Source organism: Rhizorhabdus argentea (assembly GCF_037861105.1).
In the GTDB taxonomy this organism is placed as follows: Bacteria; Pseudomonadota; Alphaproteobacteria; order Sphingomonadales; family Sphingomonadaceae; genus Rhizorhabdus; species Rhizorhabdus argentea.
On sequence record NZ_JBANFK010000001.1, the window covers coordinates 33,727 to 50,288 of the forward strand.

The following is a 16,562-nucleotide window of genomic DNA, read 5'->3' on the forward strand; positions in this document are numbered from 1 at the left end:
GTTCCGGCCCTTAGCTCATCACGTTGTCCTTGATCGAGCAGGCCGCGGGGCCGAGGATCACGATGAACAGCACCGGGAGGATGAACAGGATCAGCGGCACCGTCATGATCGCCGGCAGCCGCGCGGCCTTTTCCTCGGCGCGCATCATGCGTTCGTGGCGGAATTCGGCGGAGAGCACACGGAGTGCCGCAGCGAGCGGCGTGCCGTACTTCTCGGTCTGGATCAGCGTGGTGACGACGCCTCGGATCGAGTCGAGATTGACGCGCTGGGCGAGATTCTCGAAGGCCTGGCGGCGGTCGGTCAGGAAGCCGAGTTCGATTGCGGTCAACGCGAACTCGTCGCCGAGTTCGGGGTAGGCCTTGGCCAGCTCGCGCGCGACGCGATTGAAGGCGAGATCGACCGACAGGCCGGCCTCGGCGCAGATCACCAGCAGATCGAGCGCATCGGGCAGAGCCTTGCGGATCGCATGCTGGCGCTTGGTGACCAGGTTCTTCACATAGATGTCGGGTGCCTTGTAGCTGGCGATGAGCGCGCCGGCGACGATCATGTATTTCTTGAGCGCGCTCGCGTCAGGGAACCAGTTGAGCAGGTAAACGCCGATCGCGGCGGTGCCGCCGATCAGGATCGGCGCGACCAGGCGGAAGAAGATCACCGTGATCGCGGCATCCTTGGTGCGGATGCCGGCCCGAGACAGATTGAGCGACGCCGTCTTGAGCTGCGAATCCTGGAGCATCTTCATGCTGCCAAGGACCGATTTCATTCGGTTGATCGAGACGCTGGCCTTCTTCTCCATGTTGGCGCGGCGGCGCGTCTTGGAGGCGGCGACGCCGGCCTTGAGCTGCTCGCGGCGATCGTTGAGCGCGCGTACCCGGCGCGACATCGGATCGCGCGCGACCGACTTCACCAGGCTATGGCCGACGACCAGGATGATGATAGCGGTGGTCAACGCGATTCCGATTGAAATCAGCGTGCTGAAGAAATGCGGGGTGACTGCGTGGTCCATCGCCGCCTCAGATCTCGAAATTGATCATCTGGCGCATGATGTATGCGCCGATCGACATCCATACCATTCCGCCCATCCCGGCGATTATCAGCCGCTGGTCATGGAAGAAGGCGCCCATATAGTTGGGGCTGATGAAGCTGATCAGGCCGAAGACCATGAACGGCAGCACGCCGATGATATAGGCGGACGCCTTGGATTCCGATGACATGGCAGCGATCTTGAGTTTCATCTGCATGCGCTTGCGCAGCACTTCCGACAGATTCGACAGCGTTTCGGCCAGATTGCCGCCGGTTTCGCGCTGGATCGCAAGGGTGATCACGAAAAACTGGAATTCCGACGTACCTAGCCGGTCGGCGGTCTCCTGCAGCGCCGCCTCGAGGGTGCGGCCGATCTTCATGCGATCGCTGACGGCCTGGAATTCGCTGCCCACCGGTCCTTCGATCTCGGTCGCGACGGCGCCCATCGTCTCTGCGATCGGCAGGCCGGCGCGCAGGCCGCGTACCAGCAGCTCGATCGCGTCGGGGAAACGGGCGACGAATTGGGCAAGGCGGCGCTTGCCAAGCATGTTCAGCCAGAATTTGGGTAATGCCAATCCCGCGCCGGTCCCGGCGATCAACGCCATCCACACCGGCAGGCCCGCAATGCCGAGACCCAGGAAGGGGACCAGGCCGGTTATCGCGCTGCCAATGAAATATTGCTTCACCGTCCACTTCTTGCCGGCAGCCTGTATCTTGCGCTGGATATCGAGCGGATCGGGCAGGAAGCGGTCGAAAAGAGTCTTTTCCTTGCGCACCGTCGCTGCGCGGCTGGCGAGCAATCTGCGAACCTGCTCGTTGACGACGGGTTCGCCGCTGACGTTATAGCGGCCGCGAACGCCCGATAGCCGCCGAACCAGCGAACGCTGCGCCGGCGGCCGCGCGACCACGAAGAAGAACATGGTCATGACCACCGCCATGACCATCATGAACAGCGCCGTGATCATGGGATCGCGATCGCCCGCCCGATCATTTCTTGGCTATCTTGGACTTGGGTTGGAAGATGGCAGCGAGCTCATCCAGCAATGACGGCTTCGCCTTCTTGCCATCCGCCGTAAAATCGTCGTTCACCAGTTCCAGCAGCTTTTGCGAGACCTGCGCAAGGGCCTGGCCGATCTTGGCGGTCTTGGCCGCTTCGGCGAGCGGCTTGCCGAGTTTGGCGGCATTGACCGCCTGTTTGTGGTCGAACGGCAGCACGAAATCGATCTGGCGCTCGATCGAATTCTCGAAATCCTTGCGGCTGATTTCAGTCAGGCTCGGGTGGACGCGGTTGGCCACCACCAGCACGCCGGCCTGCGGAGCGTTGTTCTTCAGCCAAGCGAGTATACGGATCGTGTCGCGGGTCGCGGCGAGGGTCAGATCCACCACCAGCACCACCGACTGCACGTCGTGGAACAGATGGGGGTGCTGCACCATCATGCCGCGGGGTACGTCGACAACGGTACACTCGAACGCGCCCTTCATCTCCTCCTGCAGCTGGAAATAGGCGCCGCCGTCGGTGATGATCGGATTGTTGATCGGGGCCTCGGACGACAGCACCGACAGCTTGTCGTTCGCCTTCACCAAGGCGCGTTCGAGGAACAGCCCGTCGATGCGGGTTGGATTGTCGATCGCGTCGGTAAGGCCGCGGCCGGGCTCCAGGTCGAGCGACAGCGCACCGGTTCCGAAATGCACGTCGAGGTCCAGCAGCGCCGTGCCGCGGTCGCCATTCTCGCCCATCAGCCAGGCGATCGAGGTCGCGACTGTGGAAGCGCCGACGCCGCCGCGGACACCGATGACGGCCGTCATCAGGTGGATCTTTTCCTCGGCTGCCATGCCATGGCGCGGTCCCATCAGCATCATCTGCGCCTGGGCGAGCGAGTCGCGGATCTGGTCGGCGGTGAAGGGCTTGAGCAGGTAATCCTGGATGCCGCTGTTGAGCAGTTCGCGGTACAGTCGGACATCGTTGGTGGCGCCCGCCGCGATCACGATCGTGCCCGGCTCGCACACCTCTGCAAGTGCGTTGACGTCGCTCAGCGGATCGACCGAGTCGGCGAGATCGACGAACAATATGGTGGGGCTTGCCGATACCGACAGCGACTGGATCGCTGTCCGCAGGCCGCCCTTGCAGACGGATTCGGGCGCCCAGCCGAGTTCGAAGATGAGCGGCTTGAGCAGCTCCGAACTGATATCGTCACAGACATAGGCGGCGAAGGGGTTGCGCGTCTGCTGCTTGGGATGAGCGTTGAACGGTGCGTTCATCAGTTGCCGCCCTTCACCGATTCGATCTTGAGCCCCTTGGTGGCGCTGGGATCGGCGTTGCGCCACACCCGGATCGCCTTGGCGGCGGTCTCGGCGCTCGACCCGCGGGCTTCCTGGCCACGCACCAGATCCTCTGGGTTGGCAACCATCGCCGCCAAGGTGGAGTTCATCGCGCAGCCATAGTTGGATGACGAGGCCGCGGTGAAATTGGGCTGCGATGGCTGGCTGTAATCGGGGCAATCGGGGACGCTGGCGGTCGACCGGCTGACGACGATGCGGACATGGCCTGGCGGGATCGCGCCCTCGGTCGCCGGCGCGACATCGCTGACGAACAGGCCGTAGCGACCTGCAATGGCGGCGATATCGTTGTTCGATGCCGCCGTGCCGACGCTCGTGTCAACGCTGATGCGATCGCCATAGCCGACCCTGATCGCGTCTAACCATTGCGCGACGCGCGAAGCTTCAGCTGGGTCGAGCCCGTTGCCGGATACATCCATCACATAGTCGCTGCGCTGGACCAGCGGCTGGTGGACCGACTCGACCCCGCGGTTGAAGCGGCCCGCATTGACCGCTGTGCCGGCCAGGGCGGCGATCAGCATCGCGAGCGGGAGAGAAGGCGTCCGGAAGCTCATGATCAACCTCTCATCAATTCAGCGAGAAGCCGGCGTCGGGCACGGACGCGGACTTCGTTTTGGACGGGTGATCGGTCTTTGAAACACGGTCGGTCGACGGGATCGTCTGCGGTGGGGCCGGACGAGGAATCGGACTCTTCTCGCCAGATTTACCCGTGAAGGTCTGGCCGGCGATGATCCTCTCGCCATCCGTCGCCCCGCGCAGACCGGCGGTCGGCAACACGATGTTATTGGGTGAAACCGGCTTCACCAGATAAGGGGTCACCACGATCATGAGTTCTGTTTCGTTGCGCTTGAACCCGTTCGAACGAAATAAGGCGCCGAGCACAGGTAGGTCGCCGAGGAACGGCGCCTTATCGACGGTGCTGTTCTGTCCGTTCGACATCAGCCCGCCGATCATGAAGGCTTGGCCCGAACCCAGCTCGACGGTCGTCTCCGCACGCCTTGTGGTGATGCCGGGAATTGTGAACCCGTTGAGCTTTACCGAGCCGGCGTCGGTTAGCTGCGACACTTCCGGCCGGACGCGGATCGAGATGCGTCCATCGGCAAGTACTGTCGGCGTGAACGAGAGGCTGACGCCATATTGCTTGAACTCCACCGAGACTGCGCCGAGCCCTTGCGAGATCGGGATAGGGATTTCGCCGCCAGCCAGGAAGCTGGCAGTCTCTCCTGAAATGGCAGTGAGGTTCGGCTGTGCCAGGGTGGAGACGAGGCCGTCCGACTCGGCAAGGTCGATGGCAGCGGCCAGGTCCATGCCGAGGAATTTCCCCGCGAGACCGAGCGAAGTTCCAACGCCCCTGCCGAGAGTCTTCAGGTCGTAGGCGGTGCCGGGGCCGGTGATGAACTGGCCTGTTGCCGGATTGAACGGCAACGACACCGACCCAGTGGGCAATCCGTATACCGACGATGCATCGACCTTGGGAAAGGAAGACAGGTCTGCGTTGCCGATGGTGCCGAAGTTGCGGCCTTGAGCAACGCCGAACAGAAAGCCGCCGGTCGTGTCACGGTTGAGCAGGTTGACGCCGATCGTCTTGGCGAACTCGCGGCTGACTTCGGCGATCTTGACGTGCAGACTGACCTGCAGTGGCACCGCCGACTTCAGCCGGTTCACTACCTGTATATCCTTGCCGACGAACTGCTCGACCAGCTTCTGCGCTTCCTCGATATCGCTAGGAGCGGCGACCGCGCCGGTCAGCAGGACGATGCCGTTCATCGTAGTCGCGGTGATCGCCGCCTCGGGCATCGCAAGTTTGAGCATCGTGTCGACGCTGGTGATGTTGCTGCCAACCCGGACGATCGACGACCAGATCACCTTGCCGGTCTTGTCGGTGGCGTAGACCGCAGTCTCGCCCGGCCCCTTGCCGAAGATGTAGAGCTGGGTCGACGAGCGCACCTGGACATCGGCGATCTTGTCGTCCGCCACGAACAGGTCGCTCATCGCACTGGGAAGAGCGACCATCTGGCCCGACCCGATCGACAGCGTCGTCGTCTCCGCCGGCTTGCCGATCGTCGCGGTGCGGACGCCGCTGCTGCCGCTTGAGACGGCGGCTGTTGCGGTCGCGATCGGCGCCAGCGCGACCGCACCCATCAAAGCGGCGCCGAACGTCTGCTGGATAAGCCTGCGCATCTTCACTTGGCTCCCACCGTGCTGGCGGTGACATTGTTACCGCGAGCCACGCGAACGACGGGACCGGCCGGAGCGGCAGCGTTGGCAACGGGGGTGCTCGAGGCGCTCCCGCTGGGCTTGGCGGGCACGCTCGAGCGCTGGTAGCGCGATACGTCGGCGCCAACCGTGTAGGTGGTATCGGTGTCGATCGGCCGCGAGGCGATTTCGAGCAGCATCTGGCGCTCCGCCTTGGGATCGGCGTCGGCGGGCAGCTTTACCTCGCCGCTGGCGATCCGCTCCTCGAGCTCGGCCTTGTCGTCGGCGATCGAGCGGAGCGACAGCGAAAGCTGGCCGATGGTCTGCGCCACCGCGATCTTTTCGGCGATCTTGGGCGTCGCTTCGAGCGTGACGCTGGAGGTGTTGGCGACGATGGTCTTGCCCTGTTCGTCGACCGTCTTGTCGGTACGCTGGTCGGCGGCGAGCACTCGGATATTGCGGATAATGGTTTCGGCCGCCTTGAGCGGCGGGCCTTCGCCGCCGCCCGGCACTTCCTGGGTGAGCATCAGATCGACGCGGTCGCCAGGGAAGACGAAACCCGCCACGCCCGACTGTGCTGAAACCGAGATGGTGACGGCGCGCATGCCCGGCCCAAGCGCCGCGGCCAGGAAGCCGCGATCGCCGGGCTTGACCAGCGCACCCTGGGTGACCGGCGCACCGGCGGTGACGGCATAGCGCACCACCGAGCCGTTCAGCGAGGCGAGGTCGCTCTCGCCCTTGATATAATAGGTTTTGTTGACGAGTTCGGCGGGCCAGCGCTGGTAGCGGAAGCTTTCCGGGCCGATGATCGTGCCGACGGGGAGCGGTCGGACCGCTACCGCGACCTCCGGCCCGGTCGGCTGCGGGGCGGCCATCATCGGCGCAGCTTCCGCCTCGCTCTTGCCTCCGAACATTCCGCGCACGACGACGGCTGAAATCCCCGCCATCACCAGCGCCATGATCAACAGAAGCAACTTCCTGGCATCCATCGGTTCAGACCCAATCTTCGCCCAACAGGGGCGTTAAAATATGAGGTCCGATCCGGACCTGTCGTGCGGCTATGCCCCGGATATGGTTAACAAGCCGTTCGCGATGACCCACAGCCCGCCAATTGCGATGGCGACGCCATAGGGAATCTCGGGGCGCGGGAGGTTTGGGCGCCAGCGTTGGCGGATGAGCAGGGCCAGGGTGATGACTCCGCCCGCGAGCGCCATGACAGTCAGCATCACCATCAGCGCATTGAGCGGCAGCCACAGGGCCAGCGCGGCGATCATCTTCACATCGCCGCCGCCCATCATCCTGAGCATGAACAGCAGCGCGCATAGCGCGAACAAGCCGATAGCCACGCCGATCCGGATCGCGACATCGGGCCACAGCGCCTCGCCTGCCACCCACCAGAAGGCAATCGCCATCAGCGCGATCGTCGCATTCAGCTCGTTGGAGATGGTGCGCGTCCTGATGTCGCTCCACGCCGCCATCAGCAGCAGGACGGCCAGCAGAATGCCGAAGATATCGGGAAGTTGAACGGTCATGGTTAAGGAGGCTAGACGCCGCGCCTTACCAAAACCTAAACGCGTTGCATGGAAGCAGCGAACATTCCCGCTGATATCGCGATCATCGGCGCCGGCATGGCAGGCGCGAGCCTGGCCGCCGAGATCGGCAATGCGGCGCGGGTGATCCTGATCGAAGCCGAGGCGCAGCCCGGCTATCACAGCACGGGCCGCTCGGCGGCATTCTGGTCCGAAAGCTATGGCGGGCCGGCTGTCCAGCCGCTGACCACCGCGTCCCATGCCTATCTCGACGGCAACGGTTTTCTCCATGATCGCGGCGCAGTCCATCTCGTGGGCCGTGGCGGAGAAGCGGCGCTGGCGGCGCTGCTGCGCGACTATGGTAAGGTCGTCCGGTTCGAGCGGCTCGATGCCAAGGAGGTGGCGGCGCTGATACCGGGGCTGCGCTCCAGCGATGGTGGCGGGCTGGCCGAGCCGAGCTGCCGCGACATCGATGTAGCCGGGCTCCATGCCCATTATCTGGGTCGCGCCAAACGCGCCGGAGCGGTCCTGCTCGCCGACGCTCGAGTGAGGGCGGTCATCCGCGATAATCATGCCTGGCGGATCGAAACCGACGCCGGCGCCGTGGTGGCGCCGCTGGTCGTCAATGCGGCAGGCGCGTGGGCGGGTGAGATCGCTGCGCTCGCGGGTGCGGCGCCAATCCCGATAACCCCGCATCGCCGTACCGTGATCCAGCTGCAGGTCGATCCCCCCGCATCCCCGGCGATGCCGCTGGTGATGGATGTCGCCGAAACATTCTACTTCAAGCCAGAGGCCGGCGGCCGCATCTGGCTCTCCCCGCATGACGAGACGCCGACCGCCGCCTGTGACGCAGCGCCGGAGGAACTGGACATCGCGATCGCGATCGATCGGCTCGAGCAGGTCGTCGACTGGCGCATCGTGCGGCGCGAGCGTGCCTGGGCAGGCTTGCGCAGCTTCGCGCCCGACCGGCTCCCGGTCTACGGTTATGACGCGCATGCGCCGGAATTTTTCTGGTTCGCGGGGCAGGGCGGATTCGGCATCCAGACCGCCCCGGCGGCGGCGATGATAGGGGCGGCGCTGCTGTCGAGCCGTCCGCTGCCGCAGCCGGTCCGGCATATCGATCCGGTCCGCTACGCACCGGACCGCTTCGCATAGCCCGCCTTGTGCGACTCTAGAAGGTGATCAGCCGGTCGTCGCCCAGTGCTGCTAGCATGCCGACGGCGCCCTGCGCTTCGACGCGGGGATCGAGCTGCGAGAGACTCAACCCGGCGAGCGCAAGGCCGCTCTGGCAGACGGTGATCGCCACCCCCTGATCGAGCGCTTCGTCCAGGATCTGCGGCAGTGTCGGCAGCCCTGCGGCGGCACGCGCCGGGTCTGCCGCTGCCGTGAGCGGCGGGCGCAGCAGCCCGACGGCGCCTTCGTGCAGATGGAGCCGAACCGCACTGCCGCTTGCCGCGCCCGCTGCGGCATAGGTCAGCGCGGCATGGAACCGTTCCGCGTCGGCAGCGGCGACCAGGATCGTCAGGCCGCGCATCGGCATGCCGGGTCCTTGGGCACGATGACGGTGCGGAAGCGAAAGGCGAGCGCATCGACCAGCAATAGCCGTCCGGCCGGATCGTCGCCAAAACCGGTGAGCGCGCGGATCGCCTCCATCGCGCCCAGGCTGCCCATCACGCCGGTCAGCGCCCCGAGCACGCCCTGATCGGCGCAGCTGACATCAGGCCGCCCCGGCTCGTCGCCGACCAGGCAGCGATAGCAAGGCTTGCCGCCCTCCCAACCGCGCCATACCCCCAGCTGTCCGTCGAACTGGCCGACTGCCGACGATATCAGCGGAATGCGCAGCCGCGTTGCCGCATCGGATATCGCGAGCCGGGTATCGAAATTATCGCATCCGTCGAGGATCAGGTCGGCACCAGCGAGCAGCCCATCGGCGGTGCTGGCGTCGATGCGCACCGTTATCGGCTCCACTGCCACATCGGGGTTCGTCGCTGCGACGCGCTCGACGGCGACAGACGCCTTCGGCCGGCCGATATCGGCGGTGCCGAACAGCGTCTGGCGCTGGAGGTTGGAGAGGTCGACGACATCGTCATCGATCACCCGCAGGCGTCCGACCCCGGCTGCGGCGAGATACTGGATGGCCGGCGACCCGATCCCGCCGGCGCCGATAACCACGACCGTCGACGCCAGCAGCGCCTGCTGTCCAGCGCCGCCGATCTCCTTCAGGATGATGTGGCGCGCATAGCGATCGAGTTGGGGGTCGGTCAGGGACATGACGGCACCTTACCGTATGAGCGACGAAGGGTCAGCGTCCGGTCGATCCGAAGCCGCCGGCACCGCGAACCGTCTCGTCGAGTTCGGCGACTTCGGCAAAGGCCGCGCGCTGGACCGCCGCCGGCACAAGCTGGGCGATCCGCTCGCCACGCTTCACGTCGAATGGCTCGCCGCCGAGATTGGCGAGAATCACCTTCACCTCGCCGCGATAGTCGGCATCGATCGTGCCAGGCGTGTTGAGGCAGGTGATGCCGTGCTTGAGCGCGAGGCCCGAGCGCGGGCGGACCTGAACTTCAAAGCCTTCGGGGATCGCGATGGCGAAGCCTGTCGCAACTGCATGCCGTGCACCGGGGGCGAGCGTCACATCCTCGGCCGCCACCACGTCCAGGCCGGCGGCATGGGCGGTGGCATAGACGGGTAGCGGCAGGCCCGCGCCGTGGTCGAGGCGCTTCAGTCGAATCCCAATCTCAGGCGAACTCATCGGCAATCCTTGCGGCGAGGCGGCGCGCGACATCGGCCTTGGGAAGCATATCCCAGCTTTCGACTCCGTCGCGCGTGACTATATGGATGCTGTTGCTGTCACCGCCCATGACGTCACCGGACACATCGTTTGCAACGATCCAATCGGCGTCCTTGCGCAGGCGCTTGGCGACGGCATGGTCCACGACCTTCTCGGTTTCCGCGGCGAACCCGATCAGCAGGCGAGGGCGGCGCTCGCTGCGGGCCAGCCCCGCCAGGATGTCGGGATTCTCTGTGAGCGTGAGCGCAGGAGTCGACCCGGAGACGCCCTTCTTGATCTTCTGGCCCGATGCGCTTTCGGCGCGCCAGTCGGCCACCGCTGCCACCATCACGGCGGCATCTGCCGGTAACGCGGCCTCGACGGCAGCGGCCATTTCCCGTGCGGTTTCGACATCGACGCGATGTACCGCTTGCGGCGTTGGCAGGCTCACCGGGCCTGAGACCAGCGTTACCCGAGCTCCCAGCTCGGCGAGAGCAGCGGCGATCGCGTAGCCCTGCTTCCCGGACGAGCGGTTGGCGATGTAGCGCACCGGATCGATCGGCTCATGGGTCGGCCCGGCCGTCACCAGCACATGCCGGCCCGCGAGAGCGCCGCCCTTGATGCCGGGCCCGGGCCGGGCGCGTCGGTCTTCGAGCAGCTTGAGAATGGCATCCCAGACGAATGGCGGCTCGGGCAGGCGGCCTGGCCCATACTCGCCGCAGGCCATCGCGCCATCGTCGGGATCGAGCACGGTCACGCCATCGCCGCGCAACCGCGCCACGTTGCGCTGGGTCGCGGCATGGAGCCACATCCGCACGTTCATGGCAGGCACGGCCAGCACCGGCTTGTCGGTGGCGAGCAACAGCGTCGTCGCGAGGTCGTCGGCTATGCCCGCCGTCATCTTCGCCATGAGATCGGCGGTGGCGGGGCAGACCACCACGAGATCGGCCTCCCGGCTAAGCTGGATATGACCCATCTCGGTTTCGTTCTTGAGATCCCACAGGCTGGTGTGGACCTCCTGCTCACTGAGGGCCGCCAGTGTCATCGGCGTCACGAAATGCTGCGCGCCTTCGGTCAGCACACAGCGCACGCTGCCGCCGCCCTTGCGGATCAGCCGCACCAGCTCGCACGCCTTGTAGGCTGCGATACCACCGCCGATGATCAGCAGGATGCGTGGGGCGATCATGGGCGTCAGTGTAGGAGCAGCGCCGCGCCGACGCCAGCCGCCGCCGCGAGAAGGGCCACTGCCGTATAGCGCCAGCCGCTCGCGATGCGGATCACCTGCACCTCGCGCAGCGGCGGCGGCGGCGGTGCGGCCCCGGGGGCGGGGTATTGCGCCTCGATGCGACGGATCAGCTCGGGGAGGCTGGCGAAGGTGCGCAGGTCGCCGGCGATCCGGTCGGCGAGCCAGGCTTCGGGGCCGAGTTCGGAGCGAAGCCATTCCTTCACGAAGGGGCCGGCCGTCTCCCACATGTTGAGATCGGGATCGAGCGTTGTCGCGACGCCCTCGACCATTACCATCGTCTTCTGCAGCAGCAGCAGGTGCGGCTGCGTCTGCATGTCGAAGTCGCGGGTGATGCCGAACAGGCCATCGAGCATCTGGCCGATCGATATATCCTTCACGGCCAGCCCGCGGATGGGCTCGCCGACCGCGCGGAGCGCCGTGGTGAACTCTCCGACATTATGGTGCGGCGGCACATAGCCGGCTTCGAAATGGATCTCCGCCACGCGCCGGTAATTGCCGGTGATCAGCCCGTGCAGGATTTCGGCCAACCAGACCCGCGCGCGCCGATCGATCCGCCCCATGATGCCGAAGTCGATGGCTGCAATCCGACCATCGGACAGCGCAAATAAGTTGCCCTGGTGAAGATCGGCGTGGAAAAAGCCGTCGGCGATGGCCTGGCGCAGAAAAGCCTGGACGAGCAGCTTCGCCAGCGCCTTGCCGTCATGCCCAGCCTCGATCAGTGCGGTGCGATCGGCAAATTTGACCCCGTCGATCCACTCCATCGTCATCACCCGGCGGGCGGTGCGATTCCAGTCGATCGCAGGGGCAATGAAGCCGGGTACGGCCGCCATATTCTCGGCAAGCTCGGAAGCCGACGCCGCTTCGCGCCGCAGGTCCAGTTCGCGGGCTGTCCACTGCCGGAAGGTCGCGATCACGAGGCGGGGGCGCAGCCGGGTGACCTCGCCACCCATCAACTCGGCATGGGCGGCTGCCCATTCATAGGTCTCGAGCGCGCGGGCGAATTCTTCCTCGATCCCCGGTCGCAGCACCTTGACCGCGACGATACGGCCCTCGGTCGTCACCGCCCGATGGACCTGCGCGATCGACGCAGCACCGACGGCGACCTCGTCGAACGCGGAGAACATCGCTTCGATCGGCTTGCCGAGGCTCTGCTCGATCGCGGCACGAATGGCGGGGAAGGGCGCCGGTGGAAGTGCGTCCTGCAGCCGGAACAGCTCGGCGGCGGCCTGTTCGCCGACCAGGTCAGGCCGTGTCGCCAATGCCTGGCCGAGCTTGATCGCCGCCGGGCCCAACGCCTCGAAGGCTTCGGCATAAGCGGGCTGCTTGGGGATGCGGGCGCCGAACCGCGCCAGCCGCACCAGGCGGCGTACCGGCGTGGGGGTGAGCGGGTCGCGCTCGATTCCGCGCAACGCTCCATGGCGCGCGAGCGTGCGGCCCCAGCGGAGCAACCGCCAGATATGGGTGACGCTTGTGGTCAAATCTTCCAACCGCTGTGAATGGCGACGAGGCCGCCGAGCATGGGCTCGACCCTGGTCTGCACGAAGCCAGCCGCCTCGATCTCGGCGCGAAACGCATCCATCGTCGGGAAACGGCGGATCGACTCGACGAGGTAACGATAGCTCTCCTCGTCGCCGGCGAGCAGCTTGCCCAGCTTCGGGACCAGCCGATGCGAATAGGCATCATAGGCTTCCTTGAAGCCCGGCCACAGCGTCGTCGAGAATTCGAGGCAGAAGAAGCGCCCGCCACGCTTCAGCACGCGGTGTGCCTCGGCCAGCGCCTGGGCACGGCGGGTGACGTTGCGGATCCCGAAGGCGATCGTATAAGCGTCGAAGCTGCTATTGGCGAAGCTGAGCGTCTCGGCGTTCTGCTCGGACCAGGCAAGCCCGTCGATGCCGCGCTTCTGCGCGCGCTCCTGCCCTACAGCCAGCATCGCGCCGTTTATGTCGGAGACGGTGACCTGCGCCCCGGAGCGCGCCAGCCGGAAAGCGATGTCGCCGGTGCCGCCTGCCATGTCGAGGATCGCCTCGCCTGCGCGCGGCTTCACCCGGCGTACGAAGCGGTCCTTCCAAAGCCGATGCATTCCGCCCGACATGGCGTCGTTCATCAGGTCGTAACGCTGCGCCACGCTGCGGAAGACCTCGCCGACTTTCGCGGTTTTCTCGTCGGGCGAGACGTCGGTATAGCCGAAGGAAACGGTGTCGCTCATGGACGACGCTCTAGCTTCAGGTTGCTCCGCTCGCAAACCATGTATCGGTATTTTGTCATTCCCGCGAAAGCTTGATAGCGATGCTTCCCGGCATGGCTGCGCGAGATCGCGGCTTTCACGGCGATGCGCTGTCGTCTAGGTCCGCCTCATGCCTGAGCTTCCCGAGGTTGAAACCACTGTCCGCGGCCTGCGGCCTCCGCTGGAAGGCCACCGCCTGACCCGTGTCGAGACGCGGCGTGCCGATCTGCGCCGACCGTTCCCGGCCGACCTGCGCCAACGCATGACGGGAGCGACGATCATCGGCTTCGGGCGGCGCGCCAAATACGGATTGCTGGAGACCGATCGCGACGATGTCATGATCTTTCATCTCGGCATGTCAGGCCGGTGGCGGATCGATCCGTCGGAGATCGGCCGACATGATCATCTGGTTCTCGAAACCGACGAGGGGCGCGTGCTGGCGCTCTGCGATCCGCGGCGATTCGGATCGATCGATCTGGTGCGCAAGGCGGACCTCGCCGACTTCCCGGCTTTCAAGGTTTTGGGGCCGGAGCCGCTCGGTCCCGAACTGACCGGTGCCTATCTGGCCAAGGCGCTAGATGGCCGCGTCGCGCCCATCAAGGCGATGCTGTTGGATCAGCGGATCGTCGCTGGTCTCGGCAATATATATGTGTGCGAGGCGCTCCACATGACCGGCATCGCGCCGACGACGCCGGCGGGAAGGATTGCGGGCAAGCGGCTCGACCGCCTCGTCGAGTCGATCCGTGAAGTGCTGGTTGCGGCGATCGAGGCCGGTGGCTCTACCTTGCGCGACTATGCCCGACCCGATGGCGAGCTCGGCTATTTCGCGAAGCAATGGCGCGTCTATGGCCGCGAAGGCGAAAGCTGTTCTTGCGGAGCGACGGTCGCGCGCCGGGCGGACGGCGGTCGTTCGACCTTCTACTGCCCGAAATGCCAGAAGTAGCCCCGGCTCGTCAGTTCCATGGTTGACCATGTTGGCGGCGCTGTGTATTGGCGCGGCCTCCCGGCGGGAGTGGATTCTCCCGCTGTTTTGTCATTTTAGCTAGGGTTACATCGAGCATGGCGAACACGCCGCAGGCAAAAAAGCGCATCCGTCGCAACGACCGTCGCGCCGAAATCAACGGTGCCCGGGTCAGCCGGATCCGCACCTTCGTCAAGAAGGTCGAGTCCGCGCTCGCTGCCGGCGACAAGACGGCAGCTGCTGCTGCGCTCGCCGCTGCCCAGCCCGAACTGTTCCGCGGCGTCTCGAAGGGCGTGGTGCACAAGAACACCGCTGCCCGTAAGTTCTCGCGTCTCACGAAGCGGCTTTCCGCGCTCGGCTGAACGCTAGCGCTGGCGCTAATCTAAGTTATAACGGGCCCGTCGGCAGCAATGCCGGCGGGCTTTCGTCATATTTGGGTCATCGAAACGTAACCCTCGGAATTAGCTTGATTCGTTCCGGAATCGGAACTTAACCAATTGTAAAAGCTGATAAAAAAATAAAATGCGCGGCAAGCCCCCGGCTTATGGCGTGTCAAGCCATATTGCGGGTTGGTGACAAAATTGATGCTCTTGATCGGTGTCGCGCCTGCTTCATAAAGTGCCTCGATGGCTGGAGCGCGATTCTGTCGCAACCGGCTTCTAGTTGATTTCGACACGGGTGTTCTGGGGGATATGCCTCCGGACTGGGGGAGGGCATTGCCCTCAAATTTTAGTATTTCGGGGGGAGCAGACATCGTTTGCTCGGGAAGGAAGCAGCGTGCCTCAAGACATTGGCGGGTGGGACATGGATGACGGCTCGCCGAACGGCGGCGGCGTCGATGTCGCGCTAGCGCAGGCTTGGGAGACAATCCGGGCAAATCTCCGGCGCGGCATCGGTGCGCGCACCTTTGATGGCTGGCTGAAGCCACTGACGCTCGGCGAATGCGATCTTGCGGGCGGCACGCTGAAGCTGGTTGCGCCCAGCGAGTTCATGGCCAATTGGGCTACGACCCACTTCGTCGAGCACCTGCTCCATGGCTGGCGCGCCCTGCTGCCGCAGATTCGCCAGGTTTCCATTGTCCCGGCATCGGGCGCCGAGCGGCCTGCGATGTTTTCGGCCGAGCCGGCGGAAACGGCTCCGGCCGACGCCGTGGTCGTCGATGAGCCGATCGGGGCTGATGTCGGCGTACGTTGCGGCACGCCGTTGGAAAGCCGCTATACGTTCGAAAGCTTCGTCGTCGGCAAAGCGAACGAGGTTGCCTATAATGCGGCGCGCACCCTGGCCGAGGGCGGCAAGCTCGTCTTCAACCCGCTGTTTCTCCACGGCGGAACGGGGCTCGGCAAGACTCATCTGATGCATGCGATCGGCCATGAATATCTGGCCCGCCATCCTGGCGCGAAGGTCGTCTACATGTCGGCCGAGAAGTTCATGTTCGAGTTCGTCTCGGCGATGCGCGCGAAGGACACGTTCAGCTTCAAGCAGCGGCTGCGCGCGGCCGACCTGCTGATGATCGACGATGTGCAGTTCATCGCCGGCAAGGAATCGACCCAGGAGGAATTCTTCCACACGATGAATGAGCTGATCTCGGCGGGCCGTCGCCTGGTGATCAGCGCCGATCGTTCGCCACAGGATCTCGACGGCATCGAAAGCCGTATCCTGTCGCGGCTGTCCTGGGGCCTGGTCGCGGATGTCAATCCGGCCGACTTCGAACTGCGCCTCAACATCCTCACTCGCAAGCTTCAGGGTATGCCGCAGGCCAATGTGCCGCAGGATGTGGTGATGTTTCTCGCGCGCCGGATCAGCGCCAATGTTCGCGAACTTGAAGGGGCGCTCAACCGGGTCGTGGCCTATGCCGCGCTATCCGGCAAGCCGGTCGATGTCGATTTCACTCAGGCGACGCTGGCCGACATATTGCGCGCAAACCAGCGCCGCGTCACGATCGACGAGATACAGCGCAAGGTTTCGGATCACTATCGAATCCGCCAGGCGGAGATGTCGAGCGCGCGCCGCGCTCGCGAAGTCGCCCGGCCGCGCCAGGTGGCGATGTATCTCGCCAAGCAGCTTACCCCGCGCTCGCTGCCCGAGATTGGCCGCCGCTTCGGCGGACGCGACCACACCACCGTGATCCACGCGGTCAAGCAGATCGAGAAGCTGCGCCAGACCGACGCCGAACTCGACGCCGACGTCAGGCTGCTGATCCGCCAACTCGAAGGCTGAGCTCCAGCCTCTCCGGCGAAGCCTATCTGGTGGTGGTGATCGGACGAAAACCACCCTACATG

17 protein-coding genes are annotated in these 16,562 nt (G+C 65.1%); 4 read left to right on the forward strand and 13 right to left on the reverse strand.

The features are described from left to right. Positions 1 to 10: 10 nt before the first annotated feature. From AAC645_RS00160 to AAC645_RS00190, 7 genes are all read right to left on the reverse strand, one after another. A complete protein-coding gene (locus AAC645_RS00160; RefSeq protein ID WP_340312968.1) occupies positions 11 to 1,003 on the reverse strand; it encodes a type II secretion system F family protein in 993 nt (330 codons plus the stop codon). A gap of 7 nt (positions 1,004 to 1,010) precedes the next feature. Next, complete coding sequence (locus AAC645_RS00165; RefSeq protein ID WP_340312969.1) at positions 1,011 to 1,985, reverse strand: type II secretion system F family protein; 975 nt, start codon at positions 1,983 to 1,985, stop codon at positions 1,011 to 1,013. 22 nt (positions 1,986 to 2,007) lie between these two features. Further along, on the reverse strand, positions 2,008 to 3,279 hold the full coding sequence (locus AAC645_RS00170) for a pilus assembly protein CpaE (RefSeq protein ID WP_340312970.1): 1,272 nt from the start codon (positions 3,277 to 3,279) through the stop codon (positions 2,008 to 2,010). Next, entirely contained in the window at positions 3,279 to 3,911 is a 633-nt protein-coding gene (locus tag AAC645_RS00175) for a CpaD family pilus assembly protein (RefSeq protein WP_340312972.1), read from the reverse strand. The genes AAC645_RS00170 and AAC645_RS00175 overlap by 1 nt, the downstream gene beginning before the upstream one ends. A gap of 13 nt (positions 3,912 to 3,924) precedes the next feature. Beyond that, a complete protein-coding gene (locus AAC645_RS00180; RefSeq protein WP_340312973.1) occupies positions 3,925 to 5,538 on the reverse strand; it encodes a type II and III secretion system protein family protein in 1,614 nt (537 codons plus the stop codon). A gap of 2 nt (positions 5,539 to 5,540) precedes the next feature. After that, the gene (gene cpaB / locus AAC645_RS00185) at positions 5,541 to 6,542 is read right to left on the reverse strand and encodes a Flp pilus assembly protein CpaB (RefSeq protein ID WP_340312974.1); all 1,002 of its coding nucleotides are present in this window, start codon (positions 6,540 to 6,542) and stop codon (positions 5,541 to 5,543) included. 69 nt (positions 6,543 to 6,611) lie between these two features. Continuing rightward, positions 6,612 to 7,085, reverse strand: coding sequence for an A24 family peptidase (locus AAC645_RS00190; RefSeq protein ID WP_340312975.1), 474 nt, complete (start codon positions 7,083 to 7,085; stop codon positions 6,612 to 6,614). 48 nt (positions 7,086 to 7,133) lie between these two features. On the opposite strand from AAC645_RS00190, the gene AAC645_RS00195 reads away from it, so the two are divergent. Beyond that, positions 7,134 to 8,237, forward strand: a complete 1,104-nt coding sequence (locus tag AAC645_RS00195; protein WP_340312976.1) for an NAD(P)/FAD-dependent oxidoreductase — start codon at positions 7,134 to 7,136, stop codon at positions 8,235 to 8,237. A gap of 16 nt (positions 8,238 to 8,253) precedes the next feature. On the opposite strand, the gene AAC645_RS00200 is transcribed toward AAC645_RS00195, so the two are convergent. The 6 genes from AAC645_RS00200 to AAC645_RS00225 are packed head-to-tail and all read right to left on the reverse strand — an operon-like array spanning position 8,254 to position 13,304. Continuing rightward, positions 8,254 to 8,622 carry a hypothetical protein gene (locus AAC645_RS00200; RefSeq protein WP_340312978.1) on the reverse strand — a complete coding sequence of 123 codons (369 nt, stop codon included), beginning with the start codon at positions 8,620 to 8,622 and terminating at the stop codon, positions 8,254 to 8,256. Beyond that, complete coding sequence (locus AAC645_RS00205; protein ID WP_340312979.1) at positions 8,604 to 9,353, reverse strand: HesA/MoeB/ThiF family protein; 750 nt, start codon at positions 9,351 to 9,353, stop codon at positions 8,604 to 8,606. Before AAC645_RS00205 ends, AAC645_RS00200 begins: the two co-directional genes overlap by 19 nt. Positions 9,354 to 9,384: 31 nt before the next feature. Beyond that, on the reverse strand, positions 9,385 to 9,834 hold the full coding sequence (dut, locus tag AAC645_RS00210) for a dUTP diphosphatase (protein WP_340312980.1): 450 nt from the start codon (positions 9,832 to 9,834) through the stop codon (positions 9,385 to 9,387). Continuing rightward, the gene (gene coaBC / locus AAC645_RS00215) at positions 9,821 to 11,038 is read right to left on the reverse strand and encodes a bifunctional phosphopantothenoylcysteine decarboxylase/phosphopantothenate--cysteine ligase CoaBC (RefSeq protein WP_340312981.1); all 1,218 of its coding nucleotides are present in this window, start codon (positions 11,036 to 11,038) and stop codon (positions 9,821 to 9,823) included. Before coaBC ends, dut begins: the two co-directional genes overlap by 14 nt. 5 nt (positions 11,039 to 11,043) lie before the next feature. After that, a complete protein-coding gene (gene ubiB / locus AAC645_RS00220) occupies positions 11,044 to 12,576 on the reverse strand; it encodes a 2-polyprenylphenol 6-hydroxylase (RefSeq protein WP_340312982.1) in 1,533 nt (510 codons plus the stop codon). Next, complete coding sequence (locus tag AAC645_RS00225) at positions 12,573 to 13,304, reverse strand: class I SAM-dependent methyltransferase (RefSeq protein WP_340312983.1); 732 nt, start codon at positions 13,302 to 13,304, stop codon at positions 12,573 to 12,575. Before AAC645_RS00225 ends, ubiB begins: the two co-directional genes overlap by 4 nt. A gap of 148 nt (positions 13,305 to 13,452) precedes the next feature. Here AAC645_RS00225 and mutM point away from each other — a divergent pair, with 148 nt between their 5' ends. The 3 genes from mutM to dnaA all read left to right on the forward strand — a co-directional run bounded on the left by mutM (position 13,453) and on the right by dnaA (position 16,500). After that, positions 13,453 to 14,265 carry a bifunctional DNA-formamidopyrimidine glycosylase/DNA-(apurinic or apyrimidinic site) lyase gene (gene mutM, locus AAC645_RS00230; RefSeq protein ID WP_340312985.1) on the forward strand — a complete coding sequence of 271 codons (813 nt, stop codon included), beginning with the start codon at positions 13,453 to 13,455 and terminating at the stop codon, positions 14,263 to 14,265. 116 nt (positions 14,266 to 14,381) lie between these two features. Continuing rightward, positions 14,382 to 14,645 (forward strand): 30S ribosomal protein S20, encoded by a 264-nt coding sequence (rpsT, locus tag AAC645_RS00235; RefSeq protein WP_340312986.1) that lies wholly within the window; start codon positions 14,382 to 14,384, stop codon positions 14,643 to 14,645. A 442-nt stretch (positions 14,646 to 15,087) separates the two neighbouring features. Next, positions 15,088 to 16,500, forward strand: coding sequence for a chromosomal replication initiator protein DnaA (gene dnaA, locus AAC645_RS00240; RefSeq protein ID WP_340313313.1), 1,413 nt, complete (start codon positions 15,088 to 15,090; stop codon positions 16,498 to 16,500). The last annotated feature ends 62 nt before the right edge of the window (positions 16,501 to 16,562 follow it).

Coding starts and splice junctions, on each gene's coding strand:
- dut (WP_340312980.1), bottom strand. CDS start 9,834: ATGAGTTCGCCTGAGATTGGGATTCGACTGAAGCGCCTCGACCACGGC.
- AAC645_RS00175 (WP_340312972.1), bottom strand. CDS start 3,911: ATGAGCTTCCGGACGCCTTCTCTCCCGCTCGCGATGCTGATCGCCGCC.
- rpsT (WP_340312986.1), top strand. CDS start 14,382: ATGGCGAACACGCCGCAGGCAAAAAAGCGCATCCGTCGCAACGACCGT.
- cpaB (WP_340312974.1), bottom strand. CDS start 6,542: ATGGATGCCAGGAAGTTGCTTCTGTTGATCATGGCGCTGGTGATGGCG.
- coaBC (WP_340312981.1), bottom strand. CDS start 11,038: ATGATCGCCCCACGCATCCTGCTGATCATCGGCGGTGGTATCGCAGCC.
- AAC645_RS00170 (WP_340312970.1), bottom strand. CDS start 3,279: ATGAACGCACCGTTCAACGCTCATCCCAAGCAGCAGACGCGCAACCCC.
- AAC645_RS00200 (WP_340312978.1), bottom strand. CDS start 8,622: ATGCCGATGCGCGGCCTGACGATCCTGGTCGCCGCTGCCGACGCGGAA.
- dnaA (WP_340313313.1), top strand. CDS start 15,088: ATGGATGACGGCTCGCCGAACGGCGGCGGCGTCGATGTCGCGCTAGCG.
- AAC645_RS00225 (WP_340312983.1), bottom strand. CDS start 13,304: ATGAGCGACACCGTTTCCTTCGGCTATACCGACGTCTCGCCCGACGAG.
- AAC645_RS00180 (WP_340312973.1), bottom strand. CDS start 5,538: ATGCGCAGGCTTATCCAGCAGACGTTCGGCGCCGCTTTGATGGGTGCG.
- AAC645_RS00165 (WP_340312969.1), bottom strand. CDS start 1,985: ATGATCACGGCGCTGTTCATGATGGTCATGGCGGTGGTCATGACCATG.
- AAC645_RS00190 (WP_340312975.1), bottom strand. CDS start 7,085: ATGACCGTTCAACTTCCCGATATCTTCGGCATTCTGCTGGCCGTCCTG.
- AAC645_RS00195 (WP_340312976.1), top strand. CDS start 7,134: ATGGAAGCAGCGAACATTCCCGCTGATATCGCGATCATCGGCGCCGGC.
- AAC645_RS00205 (WP_340312979.1), bottom strand. CDS start 9,353: ATGTCCCTGACCGACCCCCAACTCGATCGCTATGCGCGCCACATCATC.
- AAC645_RS00160 (WP_340312968.1), bottom strand. CDS start 1,003: ATGGACCACGCAGTCACCCCGCATTTCTTCAGCACGCTGATTTCAATC.
- mutM (WP_340312985.1), top strand. CDS start 13,453: ATGCCTGAGCTTCCCGAGGTTGAAACCACTGTCCGCGGCCTGCGGCCT.